The organism is Gordonia sp. PDNC005 (assembly GCF_016919385.1).
Classification (GTDB): Bacteria; Actinomycetota; Actinomycetes; order Mycobacteriales; family Mycobacteriaceae; genus Gordonia.
The window spans coordinates 2,415,198-2,437,918 of sequence record NZ_CP070351.1; the positions used below are offsets into that span (position 1 = coordinate 2,415,198).

Sequence of the window (22,721 nt, forward strand, 5' to 3'; positions counted from 1 at the left end):
GTCATCATCGGCAGACTACGACCGACGATAGGGGTTCGCTCCAGTCTCCCACGTCGGCGGCGCTGTCAGCGATTCGGCGTGGTCCGGTCATCGCACCGCGACGACGTATGCCGTGCGGTCGGACGCGTCGACGAACACCGTGATCGGCGCGCCGTCGGGTGGGGTGACCGCGGGCACCCCGCCGTAGGCGTGAACAAAGCGGTGAACCTCGCCAGTCGCCGGATCGTCATACCGCGCGACAAGGGTCCAGACGGTGGTGGTCGAACCATCGCTGTCTGTGGTCACTCCAGACCGCACGGACTCCACCGTCGCCGTGAGGCGGAGGCCGGTCTCGATGAGCGTGACGGCGCGGTCGCGTGTGCGTCTCCACCAGACGGCGAACCCGACTCCGATGCCGCCGAAGATCAGCCCGAGAAGCGTCAGGACACCCGGCCCGACCCATTCGACGATTCCTGCCGTGCCGCCCAGCCGAGCGTCGGACGGATCATCCGACCGATAGTGGACGGTCACCGCGTCCCCGACGGCAGGCGCCGGACTCTGCGAGCCCAGCGGTGTGTACCGGTACTCACGTCCGTCCACCGTGTAGCGGACGGTGATCTGGTAGCTGCGGTTGCTCGATTCGCCGACTCCGACGTCGGAGTTGTACGCGGTGCGACCGACGACGGTTCCCTGCACGGTGTCCGACCCGATGAGGGTCGAGGCGATGATGCCTCCCCACACCAGACCGGCGATCAGCATCGGCACGCCGATCACGGTGAAGACGATCCCGACGACTCCCTGCGCGCCGAGCCTTCGCGCCTGACGAAGCGCAGCCTCTCGATCATGGTCGGCCATCGGATCGTCGGGAGAGTAGTCCACGGCGCATGCCTCGTTTCCGCTATAGGCTCTTCCCGCATGGGGAACATCGCGTTCACGGCGTCAGAGATCGATGCCGACGGCGTTCGAGCAGACATCATCGCACCAGCGGAGCCTCGCGGAACAGTGATACTGGCTCACGGCGCGGGTAGCAACCGCTCGTCGGTACTGCTCAGAGCACTCAGCGAGGCACTTGTCGCCCGCGGCCTGGTGGTGGCGCGAATCGATCTCCCGTACCGGCAGCAGCGTCCCAAGGGCCCACCCTCGCCGGCGCGGTCGGGAACCGACCGCGAGGGGATCCGCGCTGCCGTGGACATGCTGCGGGAGACGACCTCCGGTCCGCTGATCATCGGCGGGCAGTCGTACGGAGGGCGGCAGGCATCCATGGTGGCCGCCGACGACCCGCGGATCTGCGACGGCCTCCTCCTCACCTCATACCCACTGCATCCGCCGGGCAAGCCGGAGAAGGCCCGCACCGAGCATCTTCCCCAGATCGTCGCACCGACCCTGATCGTCCACGGACGCACCGACGCGTTCGGGACCTCGGACGAATTCGCCGACGCGATCACCTTGTTCGGCGGTCCGGTCCGACTCCTGGAGATAGAGAAGGCCGATCACAGCCTCAAACCGGATCGGAGCGGCGTGGGCCCGGCGACGGCCGCGGCCGCCGAGGAATGGCTGCTCCCTGCCGCGATCACGTTCGGCGCCGGACGATGAGCGGACATGGCCGCCCGACCTCCGAGTTCGCACGGACGATCGCGTATGCCCCAGATCTCGACGGGGCCGCGGATCCGGGAGAGATCGTGTGGACGTGGGTGCCGTTCGAGGAGGACCCTCAGCAAGGGAAGGACCGGCCGGTCCTGGTCGTCGGACGAGACGGCGACCACCTGCTCGGGCTCATGCTGTCGAGCAAGGACTACCACCGCGGCGACAGCGACTGGCAGTCGATCGGCACCGGGTCCTGGGACGCCGACAGGCGTGAGAGCTTCGTTCGCCTCGACCGCGTGCTCACGGTCGACGAGAACGGAATTCGCCGCGAGGGTGCAGTCTGCGAACCGGGCCGTTTCGACACCGTCGCCGACAGGCTCCGAACCGGGTTCGGCTGGACGTAGAACGCGTCCGCAGCGCCTGCGCCTAGCTCCGACGGGCGTGGACGCGGCGACGTGCCGCACGCACCAGGTTTCCCACCCGCGTCTTGAGGCGGACGGGCGGCTCCACGATCACCGAGGCCTTCACCCATTGGGCGATCGCATCGAGAGCCGCGTCGAACGCCTCGTCCCGACTCACCGGAGCGACCGCGTCGCCGCCGACCGCCACACGAAGGTCGTCCAGGTCGCCGTACACCGGGTAACCCGCGTCGAGGATCTGCTGGACCATCTCGTCCGATTTCGCAGCGGCCCACTCCTGCTGACGGGACGTGAGGCCGATAGGTGCGCCACCGTCGACCGCGAACATCACCTCACCGATCAGCACGTTTTTGACCAGGCGTTCGTACCTGTGCCATTCGACGTCGTCCGGCTGCAACCGCGTGTTGAGGTTCCGCAGGAACTCCGTCTGGGCAGCCGACAGCGAACTGTTGTCACTCGCGGCCTTCTCCGGCAGCGACGCGGGGTCGACCGACAGGACCGCCAGGAAGCGCTCCCACAACCCGTCGCCCGGCGTGGACGACCCTTTGGCGGGAACCGTGACGATGTGGACCCTGTCCGGGCCGACGACAGCCGACCAGTCGGCAGCGATCCGCACATGGTCCTGAAACTCCCAGAACGGCTCGTCGCCGTCGGGCCGGCCGATCGATTGGACGAACTCGTCCAGTGTCGCGCGCCGCTGATTCTTGACGTTCTCCTGCCAGACTGACGGAATCTGGCGGGCGAGGTCGCGCACGGTGAGGATCACATGAACGTCGGCGAACGGCAGATCGTCGACGAGACGCTTGATGTGTGCCGGTCCCGCGTTCGCGAACAGTTCGTGTGACACGACGCTTCGCCCACTCCACGATCGCATCTGGGCGATCATCGCGGGCCACTTGTCCGCGTGCTCCGGAGCGGCCCAGTCGAGGTATCGCTCCGGCTGGAGGTGAGTCGCCGCATGGAAGTGATCGTCGATCCACTTCCCGGGGTAGAGGAGCCCCTGGGCCATAGCGTGGTCGCGGTTACGCCACAGGCGACCCTGGAGATACGTTGTGCCGGTCTTCGGCAGTCCGACGTGAATGAAGACTGTAGACATGATGACCACGACCGTACTGGGCACGCCCGCGTGCACTCACGATTTGGGTGCGTCCCGCCGCGCTGGTAAAGTCGTCTGCTGTTGCGCTTGAAGCCGATCGCCGTGCGGTCGCTGAGCGCTGCCCGAACCCAAGAAACGCACGACCGACCCCGGTCGCGGAGTTACGACGAGAAGGATAATCGCGTGGCAAACATCAAGTCGCAGATCAAGCGGAACAAGACCAACGAGGCGCGCCGTCAGCGCAACCAGTCGATCAAGTCGGCTCTGCGCACCGCCCTGCGCAACTTCCGCGAGACCGTCGCCTCGGGCGACAAGGACAAGTCGGCCGAGCTGCTCGTCAGCACCAGCCAGCAGCTCGACAAGGCTGTCACCAAGGGTGTCATCCACAAGAACCAGGCGGCCAACAAGAAGTCGGCCATGGCTCTCGCGGTCAACAAGATCTGACGCGCCGCGGGCTCACGCCCGCCTCGCGGACACCGTCCGCACCATATCTGAACAGCTGCGCAAGAACCCCGGTGGTGTCCACGCGACCACCGGGGTTTTTGTGTGTCAGCGACGGCGAGGACGGAGCCGAGCGACGGTGGAGACCGCGTGTTCGAGGGCGTAGTCCATGTCGGCCGCTTGACCTTTGACGTCACCGTTGAGCTGCGCGACGACGAGCATCGCCTTCCCGATCGACTCCGAGTCCCACGCGCGGGCCTGACCCTGCAGCTTGCCGACGCGCCCCGGCGGCATACCCAGTTCTGATGCGACAGAGAATTTGTCGGCGCCACCCATCGATCGAACGCGGGCGATGCCGAATACCGCTTCGGCGAGTGCGTCGGCGAGCAGGACCCGAGCGGTGCCCCGGTGCTGCGCCCAGGCGAGCGATTCCATGGCACCGGCGAGGTCGCCCGTGACGGCCTTGTCGGCGACCTCAAAACCGGTCACCTCGGCGCGACCGGTGTAGTAGGTGCGGACTGCGTTCGCATCCACCTTTCCGCCCGTGTCTGCCGCCAACTGGTGACAGGCCGCCGACAATTCACGGAGGTCTGAACCCACCATGTCGGTCACGAGTTCGACCACTTCCGGACTCACCCGCACACCGATCTCCCGGAATTCCGAGCGCACGAAGTCGACCCGCTCGTTCGGCCACTTGGGCGCGACGCATGCGAACTCCTGGGCGCCCGCCTTCTGCAGCAGACCGACCATCGACTTCTGACGACCACCACCGGAGTGAATGATCACCATGGTGATCCCTTCGGGCACGGAGGTCGCGGTCGCCGCGATCAATCCCGCGGGCTCCTTACCGGCGGCGTCGGCCGCCTCGACGACCACCACGCGTTCGTCCGCGAACAGGGACGGACTGAGGAGTTCGGCGAGCTCCGGTGCGGTCACCTCTCCCGCACGAACCCGGGTCACCGGCACGTCAACACCGGCGTCACGGCGGCGCTCGGCGGTGATGCGCGAGATCACGCGACCGGTCAGGAAGTCGTCGTCTCCGAGGAGGAGGAACAGGCGGTCGCTCACGGGTCCATCCTTCCAGACGTCCGACGACACCAGTCAGCCCCCTTGCGCAATACCCTCAAGGGGTATAGGTTCTCCATTGTGAGTGATACCTACAGGGGGTATCAGTGAGCGAAGGGCGAAGACGATGACCGCACATGAGTACCAGGTGACCGGGATGACCTGCGGACACTGCGAGATGTCCGTCCGCGAAGAGGTCGGTGAGATCTCGGGCGTCACCGACATCCAGGTGAGCGCGCAGACCGGACTCCTCGTGGTCACTGCATCGGGCGACGTCGACGACGCAGCCGTCATCGCCGCGGTCGAGGAGGCCGGCTATTCAGCGGTGCCGGCCCGATGAAGGCGGGCACCCGACTCGCGTTGTACGGAGCGGGGTTGGCGGTGGCGTTCGCATTGGCTTTCGGCATCTCCGGCGTCGTCGTCCCGGACAGCGTCGTGACGGCGTGGACGGACCGGTCGACCAGCGATTCCCACGGCGGGGAGCACGGCGGGGAGCAGGTCGACACACACCAGCCTGCCGGACTGTCGGGCAGTGCCGCGGGCCTGGTCCTGTCCCCCGTCGAGGCCCCGTCGACCGTCGGAGCGGCGGGAACTCTTCGATTCGCGATCCTCGACGATCACGGAAAGCCGGTGACCATGTACACCAGAACACATGACAAGGACCTGCACCTGATCGTGGTGCGGAGCGACGGAGCGAACTACGCACACGTTCACCCGGTCCTGGACCCCTCGACCGGGACGTGGTCGGTACCGTGGACTCCTGACGCCGCGGGGTCGTACCGGGTGTACGCGGACTTCACCCCTGCCGGCGACACCGCGGAAGGCGTCACCTTGACCCGCACCGTGCAGGTGGCAGGCGATTTCGTTCCGATCACCCCCGATGTCCGCACCACCGCGCAGGTCGACGGATACACCGTCGCCCTCGACGGCGACCTGGCCGCGGGCTCGTCGAGCGATCTTCGGCTCACCGTCTCCCGCGACGGTGTGCCCGTCACGACTCTCGAGCCCTACCTCGGAGCGTTCGGGCACCTCGTCGCGCTTCGCGACGGCGATCTGGCGTTCCTTCACGTCCATCCCGACGGCCCCGAACCGGCTCCGGGCTCACGCGGGGGACCCGAGATCCGGTTCGGAGCCGAAACACCCACCGCCGGACGCTATCTCCTCTACCTGGACTTCCAGGTGGACGGCACAGTCCGCACCGCAGAGTTCGTCCTCGACGCGACCGGATGATCAGAGCAGAAAGGAAGCACGATGAGCAGTCGAACGACAACCGTCGTCGGCCCCGACATCGAACTCGAGATCGGCGGCATGACGTGTGCGTCCTGCGCGAACCGCATCGAGCGGAAACTGAACAAGCTGGACGGCGTGTCGGCGACGGTGAACTACGCCACCGAGAAGGCCAAGGTGACCGTGCCCGAGGGGTACGACCCGGCCCTTTTGGTGGCCGAGGTGGAGAAGACCGGCTACTCGGCGGCGCTGCCGAAGCCCCCGCAGTCGTCTGACGACCCGGCGCCTGAGGACGACGACGCCGACCCGGAACTGACCTCATTGCGGCAGCGGCTGATCGGGTCGATTGTGCTGACCGTCCCGGTGATCGCGATGGCGATGGTTCCGGCGTTCCAGTTCGAGTACTGGCAATGGGCCTCGCTCACGCTGGCGGCGCCGGTGATCGTGTGGGCGGCATGGCCGTTCCACAAGGCTGCATGGGCCAACCTCACACACGGCACGGCGACGATGGACACCCTCATCTCGATGGGAACCTCTGCCGCCTTCCTATGGTCGTTGTACGCGCTGTTCTTCGGGACCGCCGGGACACCCGGCATGACTCACCCGTTTGAGCTGACGGTCGCCCCGTCCGACGGTGCGGCGAACATCTACCTCGAAGCAGCCGCCGGTGTGACGATGTTCATTCTCGCCGGCCGCTACTTCGAGAAGCGCTCGAAGCGGCAAGCCGGCGCGGCTCTGCGGGCGCTTCTTGAACTCGGCGCGAAAGAGGTCGCGGTGCTCCGTGACGGCGCCGAGGTGATGATCGCCGTCGACGACCTCCGCGTGGGCGATGAGTTCGTCGTCCGACCGGGTGAGAAGATCGCGACCGACGGTGTCGTCGTGTCCGGTTCGTCCGCGGTGGACGCGTCGATGCTCACCGGCGAATCGGTGCCCGTCGAGGTCACGACAAGTGACGCCGTCACCGGCGCGACGGTCAACGCGGGCGGACGCCTCGTCATTCGTGCAACACGAATCGGCTCGGACACCCAGCTCGCCCAGATGGCGCGCCTCGTCGAGGACGCACAGACTGGGAAGGCGAAGGTCCAACGTCTCGCGGACCGCATCTCCGGTGTGTTCGTCCCGATCGTGATCGCCATCGCGGTCGTCACGCTCGGCGCGTGGCTTGGCGCCGGGTTCCCGATCTCGGCCGCGTTCACCGCCGCGGTGGCGGTCCTGGTGATCGCATGCCCGTGTGCACTCGGACTCGCGACTCCAACAGCTCTGCTCGTCGGAACTGGGCGTGGCGCCCAGATGGGTGTCCTCATCAAGGGCCCCGAGGTGCTCGAATCCACGCGCGCCGTCGATACCGTGGTCTTGGACAAGACCGGTACCGTCACGACGGGAAAGATGGAGCTCGTCGACGTCGTAGTCGAGCCGGGCGTCGCCCGCGCCGACGTCCTGCGTCTCGCGGGTGCCGTGGAGAACGCGTCGGAGCATCCGATCGCGCAGGCCGTCGCGGCGGGTGCCGCCGACGAAGTCGGTGCGCTCGACGTTCCCGAGGACTTCGCCAACATCGAAGGCAAGGGCGTGCAGGGTGTCGTCGACGGCCGAGCGGTGATCGTCGGTCGAGAATCGTTGCTGGCCGACTGGTCCCAGCATCTCTCCGTCGACGTCGCTGCCGCGAAGGCAATCGCGGAGGGCGAGGGCAAGACCGTCGTCGCCGTCGGGTGGGACGGGCAGGCTCGAGCGATCCTGATCGTGGCGGACACCGTCAAGGAGACGAGCGCCGAAGCCGTCGCCGGCCTGAAGGCTCTCGGCCTGACACCCGTCCTGCTCACCGGCGACAACAAGGCCGTCGCCGAGCGAATCGCCGCCGAGGTCGGGATCCACGAGGTCATCGCCGAGGTGCTCCCGAAGGACAAGGTCGACGTCGTCACGCGTCTGCAGCGTGAAGGCAGGGTCGTCGCCATGGTCGGGGACGGAGTGAACGACGCTCCGGCGCTCGCTCAGGCGGATCTCGGGCTGGCGATGGGGACCGGCACCGACGTCGCGATCGAAGCATCCGACATCACCCTGGTCCGGGGAGACCTCCGGAGCGCGGTCGACGCGATCCGGTTGTCTCGCAAGACGCTCCGGACTATCAAGAGCAACCTGTTCTGGGCCTTCGCCTACAACGTCGCGGCCATCCCGGTCGCGGCACTCGGCATGCTCAACCCGATGCTCGCAGGAGCGGCGATGGCGTTCTCCAGCGTCTTCGTCGTCGGCAACAGCCTCCGTCTGCGAGGCTTCACCAGCGTCACCGACAGCTGACACCGACCTCACCGTAGTACTCACGAAAGGCACCACCATGACCGACGACCACACCCCTGCTGCGGGCTGCTGCAGTTCAACCCCGGCATCTCAGTCCGCACCCGCGGCTGCCAGTTGCTGCAGCACCGTGCCGACCGACACAGTCGCCGACAACGGGCGCGACAACCTGCTCGCGCACAAGTAGAGACACGGCGGTCGCGGCCCAGCAACGCTGGGCCGCGACTGTTGTTCTCGGCGTCTCAGCAGTTGAACGATCGCCTCGTCCGGGCTTTCCGCAGGCCCGAGCAGACACACAGCCCTCCGCCGCCCACCACCAGGATCGACGCCGCCAACAGCCCCGGAACCTCCGGCCAGACCCAGCCCGGTCCGCCGAGACGATCGGCGACGGCCAGCAGCCATCGGACCGGTGGCCCCGTCGCCCGGACCAACAACTCGGCAGGCACCTGGGCCGGACCGAAACGCGGTCCCGTCGCGCCGATCGCAGCAGCCGCGGTGCCCGCGATGCCGATCAGCGGGACCGCCGGAGCGACAAGGACGTTCGCGACCACGGCGAACACGCTCACCCTGCCGGTCAGTGCGATGACCATCGGCGTGGTCAGTATCTGAGCGGCGAGCGTCATCGCGATCAACGACGCCAACCAATCCGGGACGCCGCGGTCAAGCAATGCGAAGCGGATCGGCGCGGACCACACCACCAATCCGACAGTCGCCGCGACTGACAGCGCGAAGCCGGGTGCCAGTGCCATCTCCGGCCACCACAGAATCACCACGATCACTGCGGCGCCCAGCGCGGGCAACGCCTGTGACCGCCGGGAGGTCAGTCCTGCGACGAGTCCGACGGTCCCCATGATCGCTGCCCGCAGCACACTGTCGGTGGGCCGAACCAAGACCACAAAACCGAGCACCGCGATCGCGCCGACGATGAACACCGTCCGAGTCGACGCCCCGCACGCCCGTATACACAGCACCACTGCGCCCACGGTGAGCACAAGATTGGAACCGGAGACGGCAAGCAGGTGCGACAGCCCAGCCGCTTTGAACGTGTCGCGCGTCTGCTGATCAAGCCCTCCGGTGTCACCGAGGACCAGCCCCGGCAGCAGGCCGCCCGCACGTCCCCCGAGCGCCCTCGCAGCGAGTTCACGCAGGCGGAGTCGGACGACGCCCGCCGCACGCTGCCACCACGGCGCGTCGCCGATCCGCCGGACCTCACCCGCGGCGCTCAGCTCCGCCGCGATGAGCCGGTCACGGCCAGAAACCGCGGCCGGTCTGACCCGCACCCGGACTTCGAGTCGCTCACCCGGCAGCAGGTCGCCGACACTCGCATCAACGTGGAGCCGCGCCGCGATCGGTCTCATCGAACGTCCGGACATACGCTCCATCCGGACCGGGACTGTGACCCGCCTACCGCCCGCCTGGCCCATCGGATCGCCTGCCACAGTGACCTCCACGACAGGTTTGCCCTCCGCAATGACAACCGGTGACGAGTCGACCGCAACGACGCGCAGAATCACGATCACACCCGCTGCCGCCGACAGCGCGCACGATGCGGCCACCGTCGGCGCGATGGTCGACCACCGCCGAACCCGGCACATCGCCGTAGCGGCCGCGACCAGAATCAGCACCACAGTCACCGACACCGAGAGCGGCGCCACGAGGGCTGCGGCTGTTGTCGCCCAGCAGCCGGCTGCCGGTGCGAGGAGGCGTAGATCGGCCATCAGCCGACGGTCACCAGTGGCCGCAGCTTGGCCAGCCTGCTCGGGCCGATACCGTCCACTTCGGCGAGTTGATCAACAGACGAGAACCGACCATGATCCGAGCGCCACGCGATGATCGCCTGAGCCGTCACCGGTCCGACCCCCGGCAGCTCGTCCAGCTGCGCCTCGGTGGCCGAGTTGAGGTCCACCTGCCGGCCTCCGCCGGTCGGCAGCGACCCGCCCGGTTCAGTCGTCGGCCTGTCCCCCGACGTGACCACCGCACTCCGCACCTGATCACCACCGCTGCGCCCGACGAGGATCTGGTCTCCGTCGTGGACAACCTGCGCGAGGTTCAACGAGAGCAGGTCGGCTCCCGCACCGGCCCCACCTGCTCCATCGAGAGCGTCCGCCACGCGCGCACCGGCACGCAGACGGACCAGCCCAGGCCGGGACACCATTCCGACTACGCTCACGACTATCTCGGTCGGCGGCGGCGGCGATGGCGGCCCTGCAGACGGCGTCCCCGTTGGCTCGACTGATTGCTCGAACGCGACGAGCGGCGCGACCGGTTCGTTCTCTCGCAGCAAGGTGTACCCGGCGAACGCACACCCGATCAGGCCCACCGCGACCAGACCGATCGCTGCCCTGGGCAGCATCGTCCACCGGTTCTTCCGCTCGTCCCATTCATCGTCCTCGTCATCGTCGACCGGACGTCGGGACGACTCGACGACGTGGTCGAGGTCGTCGTCGAGGATCTCGAACGAGGCCGACTGCCGCTCCGACCATCGACGTCGGCCCGCACCGGACTCGAGCCAGTCGGGCATCGCCGTCGCGCCCCATCGTTCCACCGCGGCGTCGACGTCCGGCGTCTCGTCCACCCCGTCTGGCGGCCTCGTCCTGTCGGGCGCACGCATCAGACGTGACAGCCGATCCGGCCCCGGCTCGCGGCCCTTGCCCGCCCGCAGATCCATCCCCATGGACGCACCGTAGGCGCACGATCGGCCCGCAAACCGTCCTCTCAGCAGCCTGTGGAGGGATTCGCCGAGATTCGCAGGTTGTGCACAGCGTCTCGAGCAGGTGCGAGATGAGGCCTGTCAGAAGGTGATGGGATCCAACCCGTGAGCCAGTGCAACGCCCACAGCGCCTGGGCCCACGTGGGTGCCGAGTACCTGACCGAGGTCGACTGTGAGAGTCGACGGGACCTCGTCCAGGCGGCTGACGACGGAGTCGAGAACCTCCGACGCCAACGCCGGGTTCTGGCAATGCTGTACACCGACCGTGACGGGCTCGCCATCGGCCAACTCCACGATCGTGTCGACCATCTTGCTGATCGCTTTGGTCATCGTGCGGTGACGCTCCCGAAGTGCGAGGACACCGTCTGCCATGTGGAGGATCGGCTTGATCGACAGCGCGGATCCGAGGATGTGACCGGTCGCACTGAGACGACCACTGTGGCGCAGATTGTCGAGGTTCTGGACGCACAGGAGCGATTCGGCGGTCGCCCCCGCGCGAACGGCGGCTTCGTACACGTCATCGCGCGCGCCACCTGCCTGTGCCGCCTGTACTGCGGCCATCGTCGTCAGCCCGAGCGAGACTCCGACGGAACGGGAGTCGACGACACGGACTTCACCGTCAAGGGCGTCGGACGCCAGGCGCGCTGCGCTCCACGTGCCCGACAGTCGACGCGACATGTGGACGGCCACCACGCCGTCGCCGTCGCTGAGTTCGAGTGCCCGCTCGTACGCGCTCCGCAAGTCGGCGAGACTCGCACCGGAGGTCGTCACATTCGGAGTCGACACGACATCCGCGGGGATGTCGTCGACACCCTCCAGGTACTCGGTGCCGTCATCGAGGGTCACGTGCAGCGGGACCTGCAGAATCCCGAACTTGCTCATCAGTGACGCGGGCAACCGCGATGATGAGTCGGTGACGATGACGACAGGCACCCACATAGATTAGCGGGTGTCGATGAAGCGAGATCACACCAGGCGCGCGCCGATCCCGTCGAGAAAGCGTTCGATCCCCGACTCGACGAGCACGTCGACGTCGTACGGATACCCGACGTCCATGATCGCCGCCATCGTCGGGAACCGGTCCGGCGGAGCGATTCGTCGGAGTTCCGCGGCCCGGGTGTCCATCCATTCGTCGTTGGTGACGCCCGTCTCAGCGCGATCGGACAGTTCGGGCTCGAGGGTCGATCCGAGCCCGCGGATCAGGTTGAGGAGGCAGAGGTAGTCGGTGAACGCCTGGACCGGGTCGAGTCCGGCACCGCACAGACTTCCGAGCATCCGTTCGGCGACCGGCATCGCGTTCGGCATCGACGCCGGCCTTGTCATCGACAGGGCCCCGGCGAACCACGGATGCCGAGTCATCGTCTGCCACATCACCCGACACGCCCCTTGCAGGTCGATCCGCCAGTCGCCGGCCACGGGAGGCAGGTCCATCTCTCCCATCACCTGGTCGAGCATCAGGAACTCGAGGTCGTCACGGCTTGGCACATACCGGTAGACCGACATCGTCGGAATCTCGAGGAACGCGGCCAAACGCCGCATCGACACGGCAGCGAGTCCTTCCGCATCGGCGATCGAGACGGCTGCCTCCACCACACCGTCTCGCGTGAGGGCAGCCCGTACCGGACCGTCCGACGAACGGACCTCGCTGCCTCTGCCCGGAATCGAGGTGATCAGCCCGTCATCCTGAAGCACGGCGAGAACACGACTGGCTGTCGCCATAGCCACATTGTGATCTCGCATGATCGCCCTGGTCGACGGGATCGCGTCACCCGGCATCAACTGACCGGTGACGATGCGCTCCCGCAGTGCGTCGGCTATCTCCTCCGCGCGGTTCATCTGAGTTCACCATCCGTTACGGGCGCACTAGTGCACTTTCGCAAAAAGACCACGTGAACACCGTATCGAATCTCACTAGATACGGCGTACGTTCGCACTATGAACAGAACTTTGAACGTCCTCGTCAGCGGTGCATCGATCGCCGGACCCGCGACCGCGCTCCTTCTCGCCCGCCAGGGGCACGCGGTCACCGTCGTCGAGCGTGCGCCGTCACTGCGCCCCGGCGGGCAGACCGTCGACCTCCGCGGAGCCGGCCGGACCGTCATCGACCGAATGGGCCTTACGACCGTCACCGACGCCAAGCTCCTCCAACAACGCGGTATCGCGACCGTCGGCGCCGACGGCAGACATTTCAGCGAGCTTCCAGTCGAGGCTTTCGACGGAAACGGCATCGTCTCGACTCACGAGATTCTCCGCGGCGACCTCGCCGAGAGCATCGTCGACGCCGTGCCATCCACCGTCGAATGGATCTGGGACGACACCGTCACCGCCATCACCAGGGGCTGCGATCACGCCGTCGTGGCGTTCGAGAAGGCCCCGGATCGCCGGTTCGATCTCGTAGTCGGCGCAGACGGACTCAGCTCGGCGGTCCGTCGCGCCGCATTCGGACCCGACGAGAAGTACCTCGACCCGATCGGCCTGCGGTACGCCTGGTTCACCGCGACCATCGATCAGCCTCTCGACGGCTGGTACCTCATGCACGCGGAGGTCGGTGGACGAGTGGTCTCGTGCCGACCGTCTCGCGTCGACGGCACGGTGAAGGCGTCTCTCGCGATCCGCGGCAGCGATCCGGTCCCCCTCCGCGACCGCGCTGCGCAGTGGGACATGCTCGAAGCCGCATTCAGGGACGTCGGCTGGGTGGCACCACAACTCGTCGCGCAGATGCGTGACACGAACGACTGGGCGTACGCCGACCTCGCTCAGGTCAAGATGACGTCCTTCGCCCGCGACCGGGTGGCTCTCGTCGGCGACGCCGGATACTGCCCGACCCCGTTGACCGGCCTCGGCACCACCCTCGCGCTCGTCGGGGCGTACGTGCTGGCAGGCGAGATCTCCAGATCCGACGACGTCGACGACGCTCTCGACGCCTATCAACAGGTGATGCGTCCGTTCATCACCCGCACACAGCAACTCCCCCCAGGCGGAGCGTCGGGATACGCACCGTCGAGCCGGATCGCCGTGATCCTCAGCCGTTGGACGTACTGGTCGATGAATCGGTGGCCGATGCGGAGCATCCTCGCATCGCAGTTCGCGAAGGCGGACGGGATCGACCTGCCGGACTACTCGCTCACGTGAAGGACGCTTCCGATCACCGGTGCGACGGCGTCGGCGATCTGCGCGTGGGCTTCGATGCTCCAGTGGATGCCGTCGGGGTTCATGACGAAGTCCGGGTCGTCGTACGCCGCGGATGTGACGTCGTAGAAGCCGGTGACCGTGGGGATCGAGTGTTCGTCCGCCCATCGTGTGAGGGCGACCGTCAGCGGCACGCGGCCAGGATGGGCGTGACCGTAGTACGGACTGTCGTGGGTGGACGGCAGGCAGACCACGATCGGGAGGTCGGGACGCAGATGGGCGACAGCGCCTCGGATCTTCTCGAAGTACTCGACGGTGACCCGTGGCGGCAGCGCCATCGGCCACCCGAGCGGTGAGAGCCGCGGCTGCAGCCACGCGTATCCGTCGCGGACCACCTGGCGCAGGCGGGCGGGCCGCAAGTAGCGGATCTGTTCGCGCAGCGCGGTCGGCATCGGGGACGGCAGCGAGTCCATTCCGCCGAACGCAAGGACGAGCACGTCGGCTTTCGGCAGTGCGGCCCAGATCCGCGGATCCTGGGTGATGGCCCACCACACATCACGGCTGGTCCAGCCGATGCGTGCGAACAACTCAACTGGACGGTCGACCTGAGCGCCGACCAGGTTCGGCCAGATCCTCCGGTCGTCGGAGGGCAGGCCGCCCGTCTCGTCGTAGTACGACAGCGAGTCGCCCAGCACCATGATCGAACCCACGGATGAGACCTTTCCTACTGAACGCCGAGATCAGCCGATTCGGCTGTCGCGTTCCATACGTCGAGACGCCACACGGGCGCGTCGTCTGCAGTCGTGCAATGACCGGAGAGTTGCACCCAGCTGGTGTTGGCGAGTCCGCCGAACACCGGCCAGTTGGCGACCGGGAGTGCCAGCAGTCCGGCGGTCAGCGCGGCGATGCAGCCGCCGTGCGCAACAAGGACAACCGGTGCGTCCGGGGTCTCCCCCGTGCCCCAGTCGTCCAACCCCGCGACGAGTTCGTCGACGAGCGGCAGCATGCGCTCGGCCACTTGCACTCGACTCTCACCGTTCGGCGGAGTCCACGTCGAGTCGTCACGCCACAGTCGGCGCGCGCCGGGCATCGCCTCGTCGACCTCGTGGTGGGTCATGCCCTGCCAGTCGCCCAGATGGGTCTCGCGCAGTCGGGAGTCGGTGGTGACGTCCTGACCGGTCACCGCACCGATGGCCTGTGCCGTCTCGTGTGCACGACGCAGATCGGACGACAGGATCACCAGTGGCGATCGTGTCGCGATCGCACGACCCGCCACGCGTGCCTGTTCCACCCCGACGTCCGAGAGGTCGGTGTCGAGCTGGCCCTGCATGCGCTGGGACGCGTTGTAGAGAGTCTCACCGTGCCGAAGAAGGATCAGCCTCCGAACGACCGGCGTCAACCGTTCGACACTGGAATCCCCAGGATCCGGTTCGCCCCTCATTCCGCGGGCAGGACGGCGTCGTCGTCCTTGCCCGGCTCCGGACGCGTCGCGGGCTCCACGCCCTCGAGCTCGAGGAGCGGGCAGTCCTTCCACAGGCGTTCGAGGCCGTAGAAGTCGCGTTCGTCGTCGTGCTGGACGTGAACGACGATGTCGCCGTAGTCCAGCAATGCCCAGCGCCCTTCGCGAGTGCCCTCACGACGCAGCGGCTGATGCCCCGCCTCGCGGAGCTTGTCCTCGATCTCTTCGACGATCGAGTTGACCTGGCGTTCGTTGTCTGCGGAGCAGATCAGGAACACGTCGGTGATCACGAGGTGCTCGGAGACGTCGATCGCGGCGACGTTGGTCGCGAGCCGCTCAACGGCTGCGTGCGCGGCGATCGTGGTCATCTCGAGGGATTCGGCGGACACACTCACGTGGGTTCCTTTCGGTACAGACCGTGCTTGTTGATGTACTGGACCACTCCGTCGGGTACGAGGTACCAGACGGGGCGATCGGCGACGGCCCGTGCCCGACAGTCCGTCGACGAGATCGCCAGGGCGGGGATCTCGATCAGCTGGAGCGCGTTCGCGGGCTTGGACGCCAGGTGCTCGGTCAGATGGGTGGCATTCAGTTCGTATCCGGGCCTCGACACTCCGATGAAGTGGGCGAGCTCGAACAAGTCCTCCCAATCATGCCAGTTCAGGATCGTTTCGAGGGCATCGGCACCGGTGATGAAGTACAGCTCGTCGCCGGGGAACGCACGCCGCAGGTCACGCAGGGTGTCGACCGTGTACGTCACACCGTCGCGCTCGATGTCGACCCGACTCACCGTGAACTGCGGATTCGACGCCGTCGCGATGACGGTCATCAGGTATCGGTGTTCCGCCGGACTGACGTGCCGGGAGGGATCCGCGGCGCGAGCGCCTTCCTTCTGCCACGGTCGGCCCGTCGGGACGAAGACCACTTCGTCGAGCTTGAACCGGTGAGCCACTTCGCTCGCCGCCACGAGGTGTCCGTTGTGGATGGGATCGAAGGTCCCGCCCATCACGCCGATGCGGCGCGGCGCTGCGCAGTCCGGTGACATGTGTTGTGACATTACGCGGTGACGACCGGCGTCTCACACGGGTAGTAGGTCGGCGATCACACGGCCGAGCTGATCGACGTTGCGGCACTCGAACATGTCGATCGCGTCGCCGTAGGCCGACGCGGCCGAATCCCCTGAATCCCAGTGCTCTTTCCGTTCCGGGTTCAGCCAGTAGGCGTTGCGGACCTTGTCACGGATCTTCGCCAAGGCGTCGACGTGCGTCGGCCGGAAGTTGTTGCGGGCGTCGCCGAGGATCAGCAGCGCGCTGCGGTGCGTCAGAGTGTCGAGGTAGTGATCGGCGAAACCCTTGAGCATGTGGCCGTAGTCGGAGTGGCCGTCACGCAGACTGATCTGCGCCTGCGTCAGCATCGTCGTCATGCGTTCGCCGAACTGCGAGTCGTCGTTGCCCCGGGCGAAGAAGTCGGTCACCTCGTCGACTGTGTCGACGAACGCGAACACCCGCACATTCGAGAACTGTTGCCGCAGCGCGTACACGAGTTGCAGGGTGAACTGACTGAAACCGGACACCGACCCGGACACGTCGCAGATAATGATCAGCTCCGGCTTGCCTGGACGGGGCTTGCGACGACGCAGGTCGATCGGCACACCACCGGTCGACATCGACGCACGCAGAGTCGCCCGCACGTCGACGGCGGCGTGCTTGTTGCGTCGACGTCGGAACTCCAGCTTCGCGGCCAGCAACCGGGCGATCGGGTCGATCGTCCGACGCATCTTGAGCATGTCCTGCGGGTTCGCCGAGAAGAAGTCGATGTTCTCGGGCAGCTTGGGCACCGCGTACTGCGAGACGGCGTCACGTCCGCGGACCTCGGCCATCCGGCGCTGCGTCTCGGTCTCCACCGCCTGACGGAGACGCGTCGTGGCGTCGCGGGCAGCCTGCCTGTTGAGCGGATCGGTGCCGGCCCGCTCACCGTCACGCCCCTGCCCGCCTGCCATCGCCGCGGCGATCCTCGCGATCAAGGTCTGCGGCGAGATCACCGACATCGCCTGGTACACCGAGTACGACTCGCCCTGCGCCGACTCGTACTGCCCCATTTCGGTGACGATCAACGCCACCAACTGGTCGAATCTGCCGTCAGCCATCGCCTCCGGGTCGGCCAGCGTCTCCGTGACCAGTTCCCGGACCGCGTCGACGTCGACCTTCCCGTCCGCGTCCCGTTTCACCACGGTGCTCGCGATGCGCGCGGCGTTGCCCAGGGGGAACCACAACTCGAAGCATCGGTCGAAGGTGTCGCGGTGCAGCGGATCGGACAAGATCGTCGCCGCGAGCCCTTCGCGGAGCGATTCGCGATCGAGCAGGTCGAGGACCGTCATCGCCTGACCCGCGTCAATCAAGTTCGACGGCCCGACCGTGATCCCCCGGCCCCGCAGATCCTCGACGAAGCCGGTGAGGGTGTCGACGATCCTCTCGACTCCGCTCGAGGAGCCGGAAGCCTCGCTCGAGGAGCTGGGAGCCCCGGTCGAGACCACCACGTCAGCCGAGTTTCAGTTCGCGGATCGCCGTCGTCACGTCGGGACGGTGTTTGAGGACCACGCCGAGGGTCTTCGCGATCAGCGACTCGTCGAGTCGCCCTCCCTTGATCGCCGACATGATCGAATCCCCGTCGCTCCGCTCGCCCAGACCGGTTGTCATCGCGAGGAGTGTGTTGCCCCAGTCGATGGTCTCGGCGACCGACGGCTTCTTCTTGATGTCGAGCCCACGAAGCACTCCGACCACCCTGACGAGTTCGGCCGCGACCTTCGCCGGAAGCTCGGGGACACGCGACGAGAGGATCTCACGTTCGAGCGCGGCGTCGGGGAAGTCGATGTACAGGTACAGGCATCGACGCTTGAGCGCTTCGGACAGCTCGCGGTTCGCATTCGACGTGAGCAGGACGATCGGTCGACGCTGCGCGGCGACTGTGCCCATCTCCGGGATCGTGATCGCGAAATCGCTGAGGACCTCAAGCAGCAGGCCCTCGATGTCGACGTCGGCCTTGTCGATCTCATCGATCAGCAGGACGGTCGGCTCGGTCCGGCTGATCGCGGTCAGGAGCGGCCTGGCCAGCAGGAACTCTTCAGAGAAGATGTCGTTCTTGGTGGCGTCCCAGTCCCTGCTGCCTGCCGCCTGGATCGCCAGGATCTGCTTGGCGTGATTCCACTCGTACAGAGCGCGAGCCTCGTCGATGCCCTCGTAGCACTGCAGGCGGATCAGGTCCGCGCCGGTGGCCTGCGCGATGGCGCGTGCCAGTTCGGTCTTGCCGACGCCCGCCGGGCCCTCCACGAGCAGCGGCTTGCCGAGACGGTCGGCGAGGAAGGTCGTCGTGGACGTTGCGGCGTCCGCCAGATATCCGGTCTCCCGCAGACGCGCGGTGACGTCCGCGGTGTCGGCGAACACCGGCGTCACGTTGTCGGCGGTCATGCCGGACGCACCTGTCCGTCGCCCCACACCAGCCACTTGGTGGAAGTCAGCTCGGTGAGCCCCATCGGCCCGCGTGCGTGCAGCTTCTGCGTGGAGATGCCGATCTCGGCGCCGAAGCCGAACTGCTCGCCATCGGTGAACGCGGTGGACGCGTTCACCATCACCGCTGCCGCGTCGACCCGCGCGGTGAACTCGTTCGCGGCCGAGAGAGAACTCGTGATGATCGCCTCGGTGTGCCCCGTGCCGTAGGTGGCGATGTGATCGATCGCGGCGTCGAGACCGTCGATCACCTTGAGGGCGATGTCCAGCGACAGGTATTCGCGGTGCCAGTCGTCCTCCGTGGCGGCTTCGAACCCCGGCTCGTCACTGTGGATCACCACACCCTGCGCCTGAAGCGCGGTCACGATCGGAGTGAGCGCCGTGTCGGCGACTCCCGCGTCGATGAGCACCGTCTCCACGGTGTTGCACACACTGGGGCGACGAGTCTTCGCGTTCAGGATGATGCGGGTGGCGATGTCGACGTCGGCGTCAGCGTGTACGTAGATGTGGCAGTTGCCGGTCCCGGTCTCGATCGTCGGCACGGTCGCGTCGCGGACGACCGCCGAGATCAGGCCCGCACCGCCGCGGGGAATCACGACGTCGACAAGGCCGCGCGCTCGAATCAGCGCGGTGACGCTGTCTCTGGTCTCACTGGGCAGCAGCGCAACGGCGTCGGGGCTCACCTTGTGTGCGGTGAGCACCTCGCGCAGGACCGCCACGAGTGCGGCGTTCGAGTCGGCGGCCGACGACGATCCGCGCAGCAGCACTGCGTTGCCCGCTTTGAACGAGATCCCGAACCCGTCAACGGTCACATTGGGGCGGGCTTCGTAGACGAAGCCGACCACACCGAGCGGGACCCGAACCTGTCGTAGTTCGAGGCCGTTCGGAAGAGTCTTGCCCGCGGTGACCTGCCCGATCGGGTCCGGTAGGGCCGCAACCTGGCGAAGACCGCCGGTGATGCCCGCGATCCGTTCCTGCGTGAGCCGAAGGCGATCGACGAGCGACGCCTCCGTGCCTGCGGCTTCGGCGCGCGCGACGTCGGAGGCGTTGGCCTCCAGGACGGTGTCGGCGGCCGCGTCGATCGCATCGGCGGCAGCCAGGAGCACGGCGTCCTTCTGGGCGGTGGTCAGGGTGGCGAGGCTCCGCGACGCCTGCTTCGCGGCGGTCGCGAGGTCGGTGACGACGGCAGTGACGTCCTCGATGGTGGGTGCACTCATGCGTCCAGGTTAGCGCTGCCCTCTGACGGTCCCGCCGTGGGCAGCGTCACCGTGAACACAGCTCCCGTTCCCCGGCCGGCGCTCGCCGCCGACACCGTGCCGCCGTGCGCCTGAACCAACGCGGAGGCGATGGTCAGGCCGATTCCACTCCCTCCGTCTCGGCTGGAGCGAGCGCTATCGGCGCGGTAGAAGCGATCGAAGACGTGTGGGAGGTGTTCGGGATCGATCCCGTCGCCGCTGTCGGAGACGGTGACCACGACGCCGTCGGCTGCACGAACTGTGCGGAGAGTGACCGAACCACCTCTGGGCGTGTGTCGGCGTGCATTGTCGAGGAGGTTCCCGAAGACTTGGCCTATGCGCGCCGGATCCACCGCCAGCCCGATGTCCCGACCCCTTGAGTCCGCACCCCAGTCGACCCGCAGGTCGACGCCCGAGTCCCGGTAGGCCACCGACGCAGCAGCCACTGCGGCAGTGACGAGTGCGCCGGTCGTCGTGCGCTCCGGGCGAATCGGATCGAGTCCCTCCTGCACTCGAGACACCGAGTTGATGTCCTCCGCCAGGCGGGCCAATCGCTGGGATCCGGCCCGCAACACCCGGATCGTGTCGGCGTCGGCCGCCCGGACTCCGTCTTCGAGCGCTTCGAGGTGGGAGTTGATGGTCGCGATCGGCGTGCGCATCTCGTGGCCGAGGTCGGCGAGCATCCGACGGCGGGTCGACTCGGTCTCGCCGAGGCGCCGGGCGAGTTCGTTCACCGCGTCCGCGAGGTCGGCGAACTCGCGTCCGAGACCAGCGTCGTCGACCCTGGTGTCGTATCGTCCGCGGGCGATGTCGCCTGCCGATTCGGCGAGCGCTCCGACCGAGCGGTCCACCCGACGGGCTAGCCACCAGCTCACCGCGAGAGCGATCAGCACCGCGACCAGCGCGGCGATCCCCCAGGCGGGAACGAGTGTGCCGCGGAACGCCATTTCGATGTGGGCGGCAAGCCCGGAATCCTCTTCGATTCCCGCCTGTCGGAGGTGCTCGTGGAACAGCCCCGGCGCGATGAGCACCGACACCACCGCGGCCGTCGCGACGCATCCGATCACCACCAACGACGATGCGAGGAACAGCCGAGTACCGAATCCGGCGCGGTTCACCCGCGGTCCCCCTGACCCATCCGGTACCCGACTCCGCGCACGGTGATCACGAACCTCGGGTCGGACGCGTCGTCGCCCAGCTTGCGCCGCAAGTGACCGATGTGGACGTCGACGAGATGATCGGCGCCATTCCATCCGGTCCGCCAGACCGCGTCGATCAATGCGGCGCGGGTGACGACCACCCCGGGATCGGCCGACAACACCGCCAGCACGTCGAACTCGGTGCGGGTGAGATGCACCGCCTCGTCGGCGACACTCACCTCACGGGCAGCCACGTCGATCGTCAGATCGCCGAACACCCTCGCCTCGCGCGGCACGGCCCGGGTCGCCGGGCCGCCGAGCCCGGCCCGTGGCCTGCGAATCCGCGCCTGGACGCGTGCGGACAGTTCACGTGGGCTGAACGGTTTTGTCATGTAGTCGTCGGCGCCGACCGACAGACCGATGAGGGTGTCGATCTCGTCGGTGCGAGCGGTGAGCATCACGACGTAGGCGTCGGAGAACCCGCGCACCCGCCGACACACCTCCACTCCGTCGAGCCCGGGGAGCCCCAGGTCGAGGACGAGGACGTCGGGGTCCACCCTCCGCGCCGTTTCTACGGCCTCGGCGCCGTCGCCGACCACGGTGACCTCGAATCCATCCCGTTCCAGATACGACGCGACGAGCCGGGCGAGGTCCGGCTCGTCGTCGACGACCATCGCCCTCAGCGCGGTCCGTGCGGGTTCACTCATGCCGTCCATCATGGCCGCAGGCGTCACGAGCACCCACTCCTTGAGGAGATCTTGAGGTGACCTTCAGCCGAAACAGTGTGCGCGGAGGCGACACTCGATAACGAGTACCCAGTCTGCCTGAGTGAAAGGTCTATGAATGAACGCCCGCCTGATCGCCGCCTCCGTCACAGCTGTCGCCGCCGTCGCCGTCCTCGGCGCCTGCTCGTCGTCGGACGACTCGACGCCGGCCCACAACGGTCACGACATGTCGGCGTCCACGTCGGTCACCTCGTCATCGAACAGCACCAACAACGCAGCGGACGTCATGTTCGCGCAGATGATGCTTCCGCACCATGAGCAGGCGCTGGAGATGAGCGACGTCCTGCTCGCCAAGGCCGGTGTGCCCGCCGACGTCCGCGAACTCGCGACAACCATCAAGGCCGCACAGGGGCCGGAGATCACTCAGCTGAACTCCTGGCTCACCGCGTGGGGCGCACCGAAGACCGCCGACATGTCGGGACACTCCATGGACGGCATGGTCTCGCCCGAGGACATCACCAAACTCAAGAACGCGCCCGGGCCGGAGGCCGCCAAGCTGTACCTGACGCAGATGATCGCGCACCACGAAGGCGCCGTCGCGATGGCGAAGACGCAGATCGACGACGGGCAGAATCCCGATGCCGTCGCAATGGCTCGCAGCATCGTCGAGTCCCAGAACGCTGAGATCGAACAGATGAAGGGCATGCTCGGGAACTGAATCTCG

Annotated in this window: 25 protein-coding genes; 9 read left to right on the top strand and 16 right to left on the bottom strand. The window is 67.2% G+C overall.

Annotation, left to right across the window (positions count from 1 at the left end; translation table 11 throughout):
* Positions 1 to 87: 87 nt before the first annotated feature.
* Positions 88 to 858, bottom strand: coding sequence for a DUF3592 domain-containing protein (locus JVX90_RS11395; protein WP_205328894.1), 771 nt, complete (start codon positions 856 to 858; stop codon positions 88 to 90).
* A 36-nt stretch (positions 859 to 894) separates the two neighbouring features.
* On the opposite strand from JVX90_RS11395, the gene JVX90_RS11400 reads away from it, so the two are divergent.
* Both JVX90_RS11400 and JVX90_RS11405 read left to right on the top strand, forming a co-directional pair.
* Positions 895 to 1,572, top strand: coding sequence for an alpha/beta fold hydrolase (locus tag JVX90_RS11400; RefSeq protein WP_205328895.1), 678 nt, complete (start codon positions 895 to 897; stop codon positions 1,570 to 1,572).
* Positions 1,569 to 1,967, top strand: coding sequence for a type II toxin-antitoxin system PemK/MazF family toxin (locus JVX90_RS11405; RefSeq protein ID WP_205328896.1), 399 nt, complete (start codon positions 1,569 to 1,571; stop codon positions 1,965 to 1,967). Before JVX90_RS11400 ends, JVX90_RS11405 begins: the two co-directional genes overlap by 4 nt.
* Before the next feature lie 22 nt (positions 1,968 to 1,989).
* Here JVX90_RS11405 and JVX90_RS11410 read toward each other — a convergent pair whose 3' ends face one another.
* A complete protein-coding gene (locus JVX90_RS11410) occupies positions 1,990 to 3,078 on the bottom strand; it encodes a sulfotransferase family protein (RefSeq protein ID WP_205328897.1) in 1,089 nt (362 codons plus the stop codon).
* A gap of 183 nt (positions 3,079 to 3,261) precedes the next feature.
* Here JVX90_RS11410 and rpsT point away from each other — a divergent pair, with 183 nt between their 5' ends.
* Positions 3,262 to 3,522, top strand: a complete 261-nt coding sequence (gene rpsT / locus JVX90_RS11415; protein ID WP_008381072.1) for a 30S ribosomal protein S20 — start codon at positions 3,262 to 3,264, stop codon at positions 3,520 to 3,522.
* Positions 3,523 to 3,627: 105 nt separating this feature from the next.
* Here rpsT and holA read toward each other — a convergent pair whose 3' ends face one another.
* A complete protein-coding gene (holA, locus tag JVX90_RS11420) occupies positions 3,628 to 4,587 on the bottom strand; it encodes a DNA polymerase III subunit delta (RefSeq protein WP_205328898.1) in 960 nt (319 codons plus the stop codon).
* 124 nt (positions 4,588 to 4,711) lie between these two features.
* On the opposite strand from holA, the gene JVX90_RS11425 reads away from it, so the two are divergent.
* Genes JVX90_RS11425 through JVX90_RS11440 form a run of 4 tightly spaced genes read left to right on the top strand, consistent with a single transcriptional unit; the run spans position 4,712 to position 8,284 of the window.
* Positions 4,712 to 4,924, top strand: a complete 213-nt coding sequence (locus JVX90_RS11425) for a heavy-metal-associated domain-containing protein (protein ID WP_205328899.1) — start codon at positions 4,712 to 4,714, stop codon at positions 4,922 to 4,924.
* On the top strand, positions 4,921 to 5,814 hold the full coding sequence (locus tag JVX90_RS11430; RefSeq protein WP_205328900.1) for a heavy-metal-associated domain-containing protein: 894 nt from the start codon (positions 4,921 to 4,923) through the stop codon (positions 5,812 to 5,814). Before JVX90_RS11425 ends, JVX90_RS11430 begins: the two co-directional genes overlap by 4 nt.
* 21 nt (positions 5,815 to 5,835) lie before the next feature.
* Positions 5,836 to 8,100, top strand: coding sequence for a heavy metal translocating P-type ATPase (locus JVX90_RS11435; RefSeq protein WP_205328901.1), 2,265 nt, complete (start codon positions 5,836 to 5,838; stop codon positions 8,098 to 8,100).
* A 37-nt stretch (positions 8,101 to 8,137) separates the two neighbouring features.
* Complete coding sequence (locus JVX90_RS11440; RefSeq protein ID WP_205328902.1) at positions 8,138 to 8,284, top strand: hypothetical protein; 147 nt, start codon at positions 8,138 to 8,140, stop codon at positions 8,282 to 8,284.
* 55 nt (positions 8,285 to 8,339) lie between these two features.
* Here the strand turns inward: JVX90_RS11440 and JVX90_RS11445 are convergent, their stop codons facing one another.
* From JVX90_RS11445 to JVX90_RS11460, 4 genes are all read right to left on the bottom strand, one after another.
* Entirely contained in the window at positions 8,340 to 9,815 is a 1,476-nt protein-coding gene (locus JVX90_RS11445) for a ComEC/Rec2 family competence protein (protein WP_205328903.1), read from the bottom strand.
* On the bottom strand, positions 9,815 to 10,771 hold the full coding sequence (locus JVX90_RS11450; protein WP_205328904.1) for a helix-hairpin-helix domain-containing protein: 957 nt from the start codon (positions 10,769 to 10,771) through the stop codon (positions 9,815 to 9,817). Before JVX90_RS11450 ends, JVX90_RS11445 begins: the two co-directional genes overlap by 1 nt.
* Before the next feature lie 117 nt (positions 10,772 to 10,888).
* Positions 10,889 to 11,740: a DegV family protein gene (locus JVX90_RS11455; protein ID WP_205328905.1), complete on the bottom strand. Its 852-nt coding sequence runs from the start codon at positions 11,738 to 11,740 to the stop codon at positions 10,889 to 10,891.
* A 33-nt stretch (positions 11,741 to 11,773) separates the two neighbouring features.
* Complete coding sequence (locus JVX90_RS11460) at positions 11,774 to 12,643, bottom strand: GntR family transcriptional regulator (RefSeq protein WP_205328906.1); 870 nt, start codon at positions 12,641 to 12,643, stop codon at positions 11,774 to 11,776.
* Between the two features lie 99 nt (positions 12,644 to 12,742).
* Here JVX90_RS11460 and JVX90_RS11465 point away from each other — a divergent pair, with 99 nt between their 5' ends.
* Complete coding sequence (locus JVX90_RS11465) at positions 12,743 to 13,939, top strand: FAD-dependent monooxygenase (protein ID WP_205328907.1); 1,197 nt, start codon at positions 12,743 to 12,745, stop codon at positions 13,937 to 13,939.
* Here JVX90_RS11465 and octT read toward each other — a convergent pair.
* From octT to JVX90_RS11510, 9 genes are all read right to left on the bottom strand, one after another.
* On the bottom strand, positions 13,924 to 14,646 hold the full coding sequence (gene octT, locus JVX90_RS11470) for a diglucosylglycerate octanoyltransferase (RefSeq protein ID WP_240193867.1): 723 nt from the start codon (positions 14,644 to 14,646) through the stop codon (positions 13,924 to 13,926). The two genes, JVX90_RS11465 and octT, sit on opposite strands and share 16 nt — an antisense overlap.
* 14 nt (positions 14,647 to 14,660) lie before the next feature.
* Entirely contained in the window at positions 14,661 to 15,377 is a 717-nt protein-coding gene (locus tag JVX90_RS11475) for a histidine phosphatase family protein (RefSeq protein ID WP_205328908.1), read from the bottom strand.
* A complete protein-coding gene (gene rsfS, locus JVX90_RS11480) occupies positions 15,374 to 15,790 on the bottom strand; it encodes a ribosome silencing factor (protein ID WP_205328909.1) in 417 nt (138 codons plus the stop codon). Before rsfS ends, JVX90_RS11475 begins: the two co-directional genes overlap by 4 nt.
* Positions 15,787 to 16,440 (bottom strand): nicotinate-nucleotide adenylyltransferase, encoded by a 654-nt coding sequence (gene nadD, locus JVX90_RS11485; protein WP_205328910.1) that lies wholly within the window; start codon positions 16,438 to 16,440, stop codon positions 15,787 to 15,789. Before nadD ends, rsfS begins: the two co-directional genes overlap by 4 nt.
* A 33-nt stretch (positions 16,441 to 16,473) precedes the next feature.
* Positions 16,474 to 17,862 carry a VWA domain-containing protein gene (locus JVX90_RS11490; protein WP_205332393.1) on the bottom strand — a complete coding sequence of 463 codons (1,389 nt, stop codon included), beginning with the start codon at positions 17,860 to 17,862 and terminating at the stop codon, positions 16,474 to 16,476.
* A 70-nt stretch (positions 17,863 to 17,932) separates the two neighbouring features.
* Entirely contained in the window at positions 17,933 to 18,859 is a 927-nt protein-coding gene (locus JVX90_RS11495; RefSeq protein WP_205328911.1) for a MoxR family ATPase, read from the bottom strand.
* The gene (locus JVX90_RS11500) at positions 18,856 to 20,115 is read right to left on the bottom strand and encodes a glutamate-5-semialdehyde dehydrogenase (RefSeq protein WP_205328912.1); all 1,260 of its coding nucleotides are present in this window, start codon (positions 20,113 to 20,115) and stop codon (positions 18,856 to 18,858) included. Before JVX90_RS11500 ends, JVX90_RS11495 begins: the two co-directional genes overlap by 4 nt.
* Complete coding sequence (locus JVX90_RS11505) at positions 20,112 to 21,251, bottom strand: HAMP domain-containing sensor histidine kinase (RefSeq protein WP_205328913.1); 1,140 nt, start codon at positions 21,249 to 21,251, stop codon at positions 20,112 to 20,114. Before JVX90_RS11505 ends, JVX90_RS11500 begins: the two co-directional genes overlap by 4 nt.
* A complete protein-coding gene (locus tag JVX90_RS11510; RefSeq protein WP_205332394.1) occupies positions 21,248 to 21,946 on the bottom strand; it encodes a response regulator transcription factor in 699 nt (232 codons plus the stop codon). Before JVX90_RS11510 ends, JVX90_RS11505 begins: the two co-directional genes overlap by 4 nt.
* A gap of 169 nt (positions 21,947 to 22,115) precedes the next feature.
* Here JVX90_RS11510 and JVX90_RS11515 point away from each other — a divergent pair, with 169 nt between their 5' ends.
* Entirely contained in the window at positions 22,116 to 22,715 is a 600-nt protein-coding gene (locus JVX90_RS11515) for a DUF305 domain-containing protein (RefSeq protein ID WP_205328914.1), read from the top strand.
* The last annotated feature ends 6 nt before the right edge of the window (positions 22,716 to 22,721 follow it).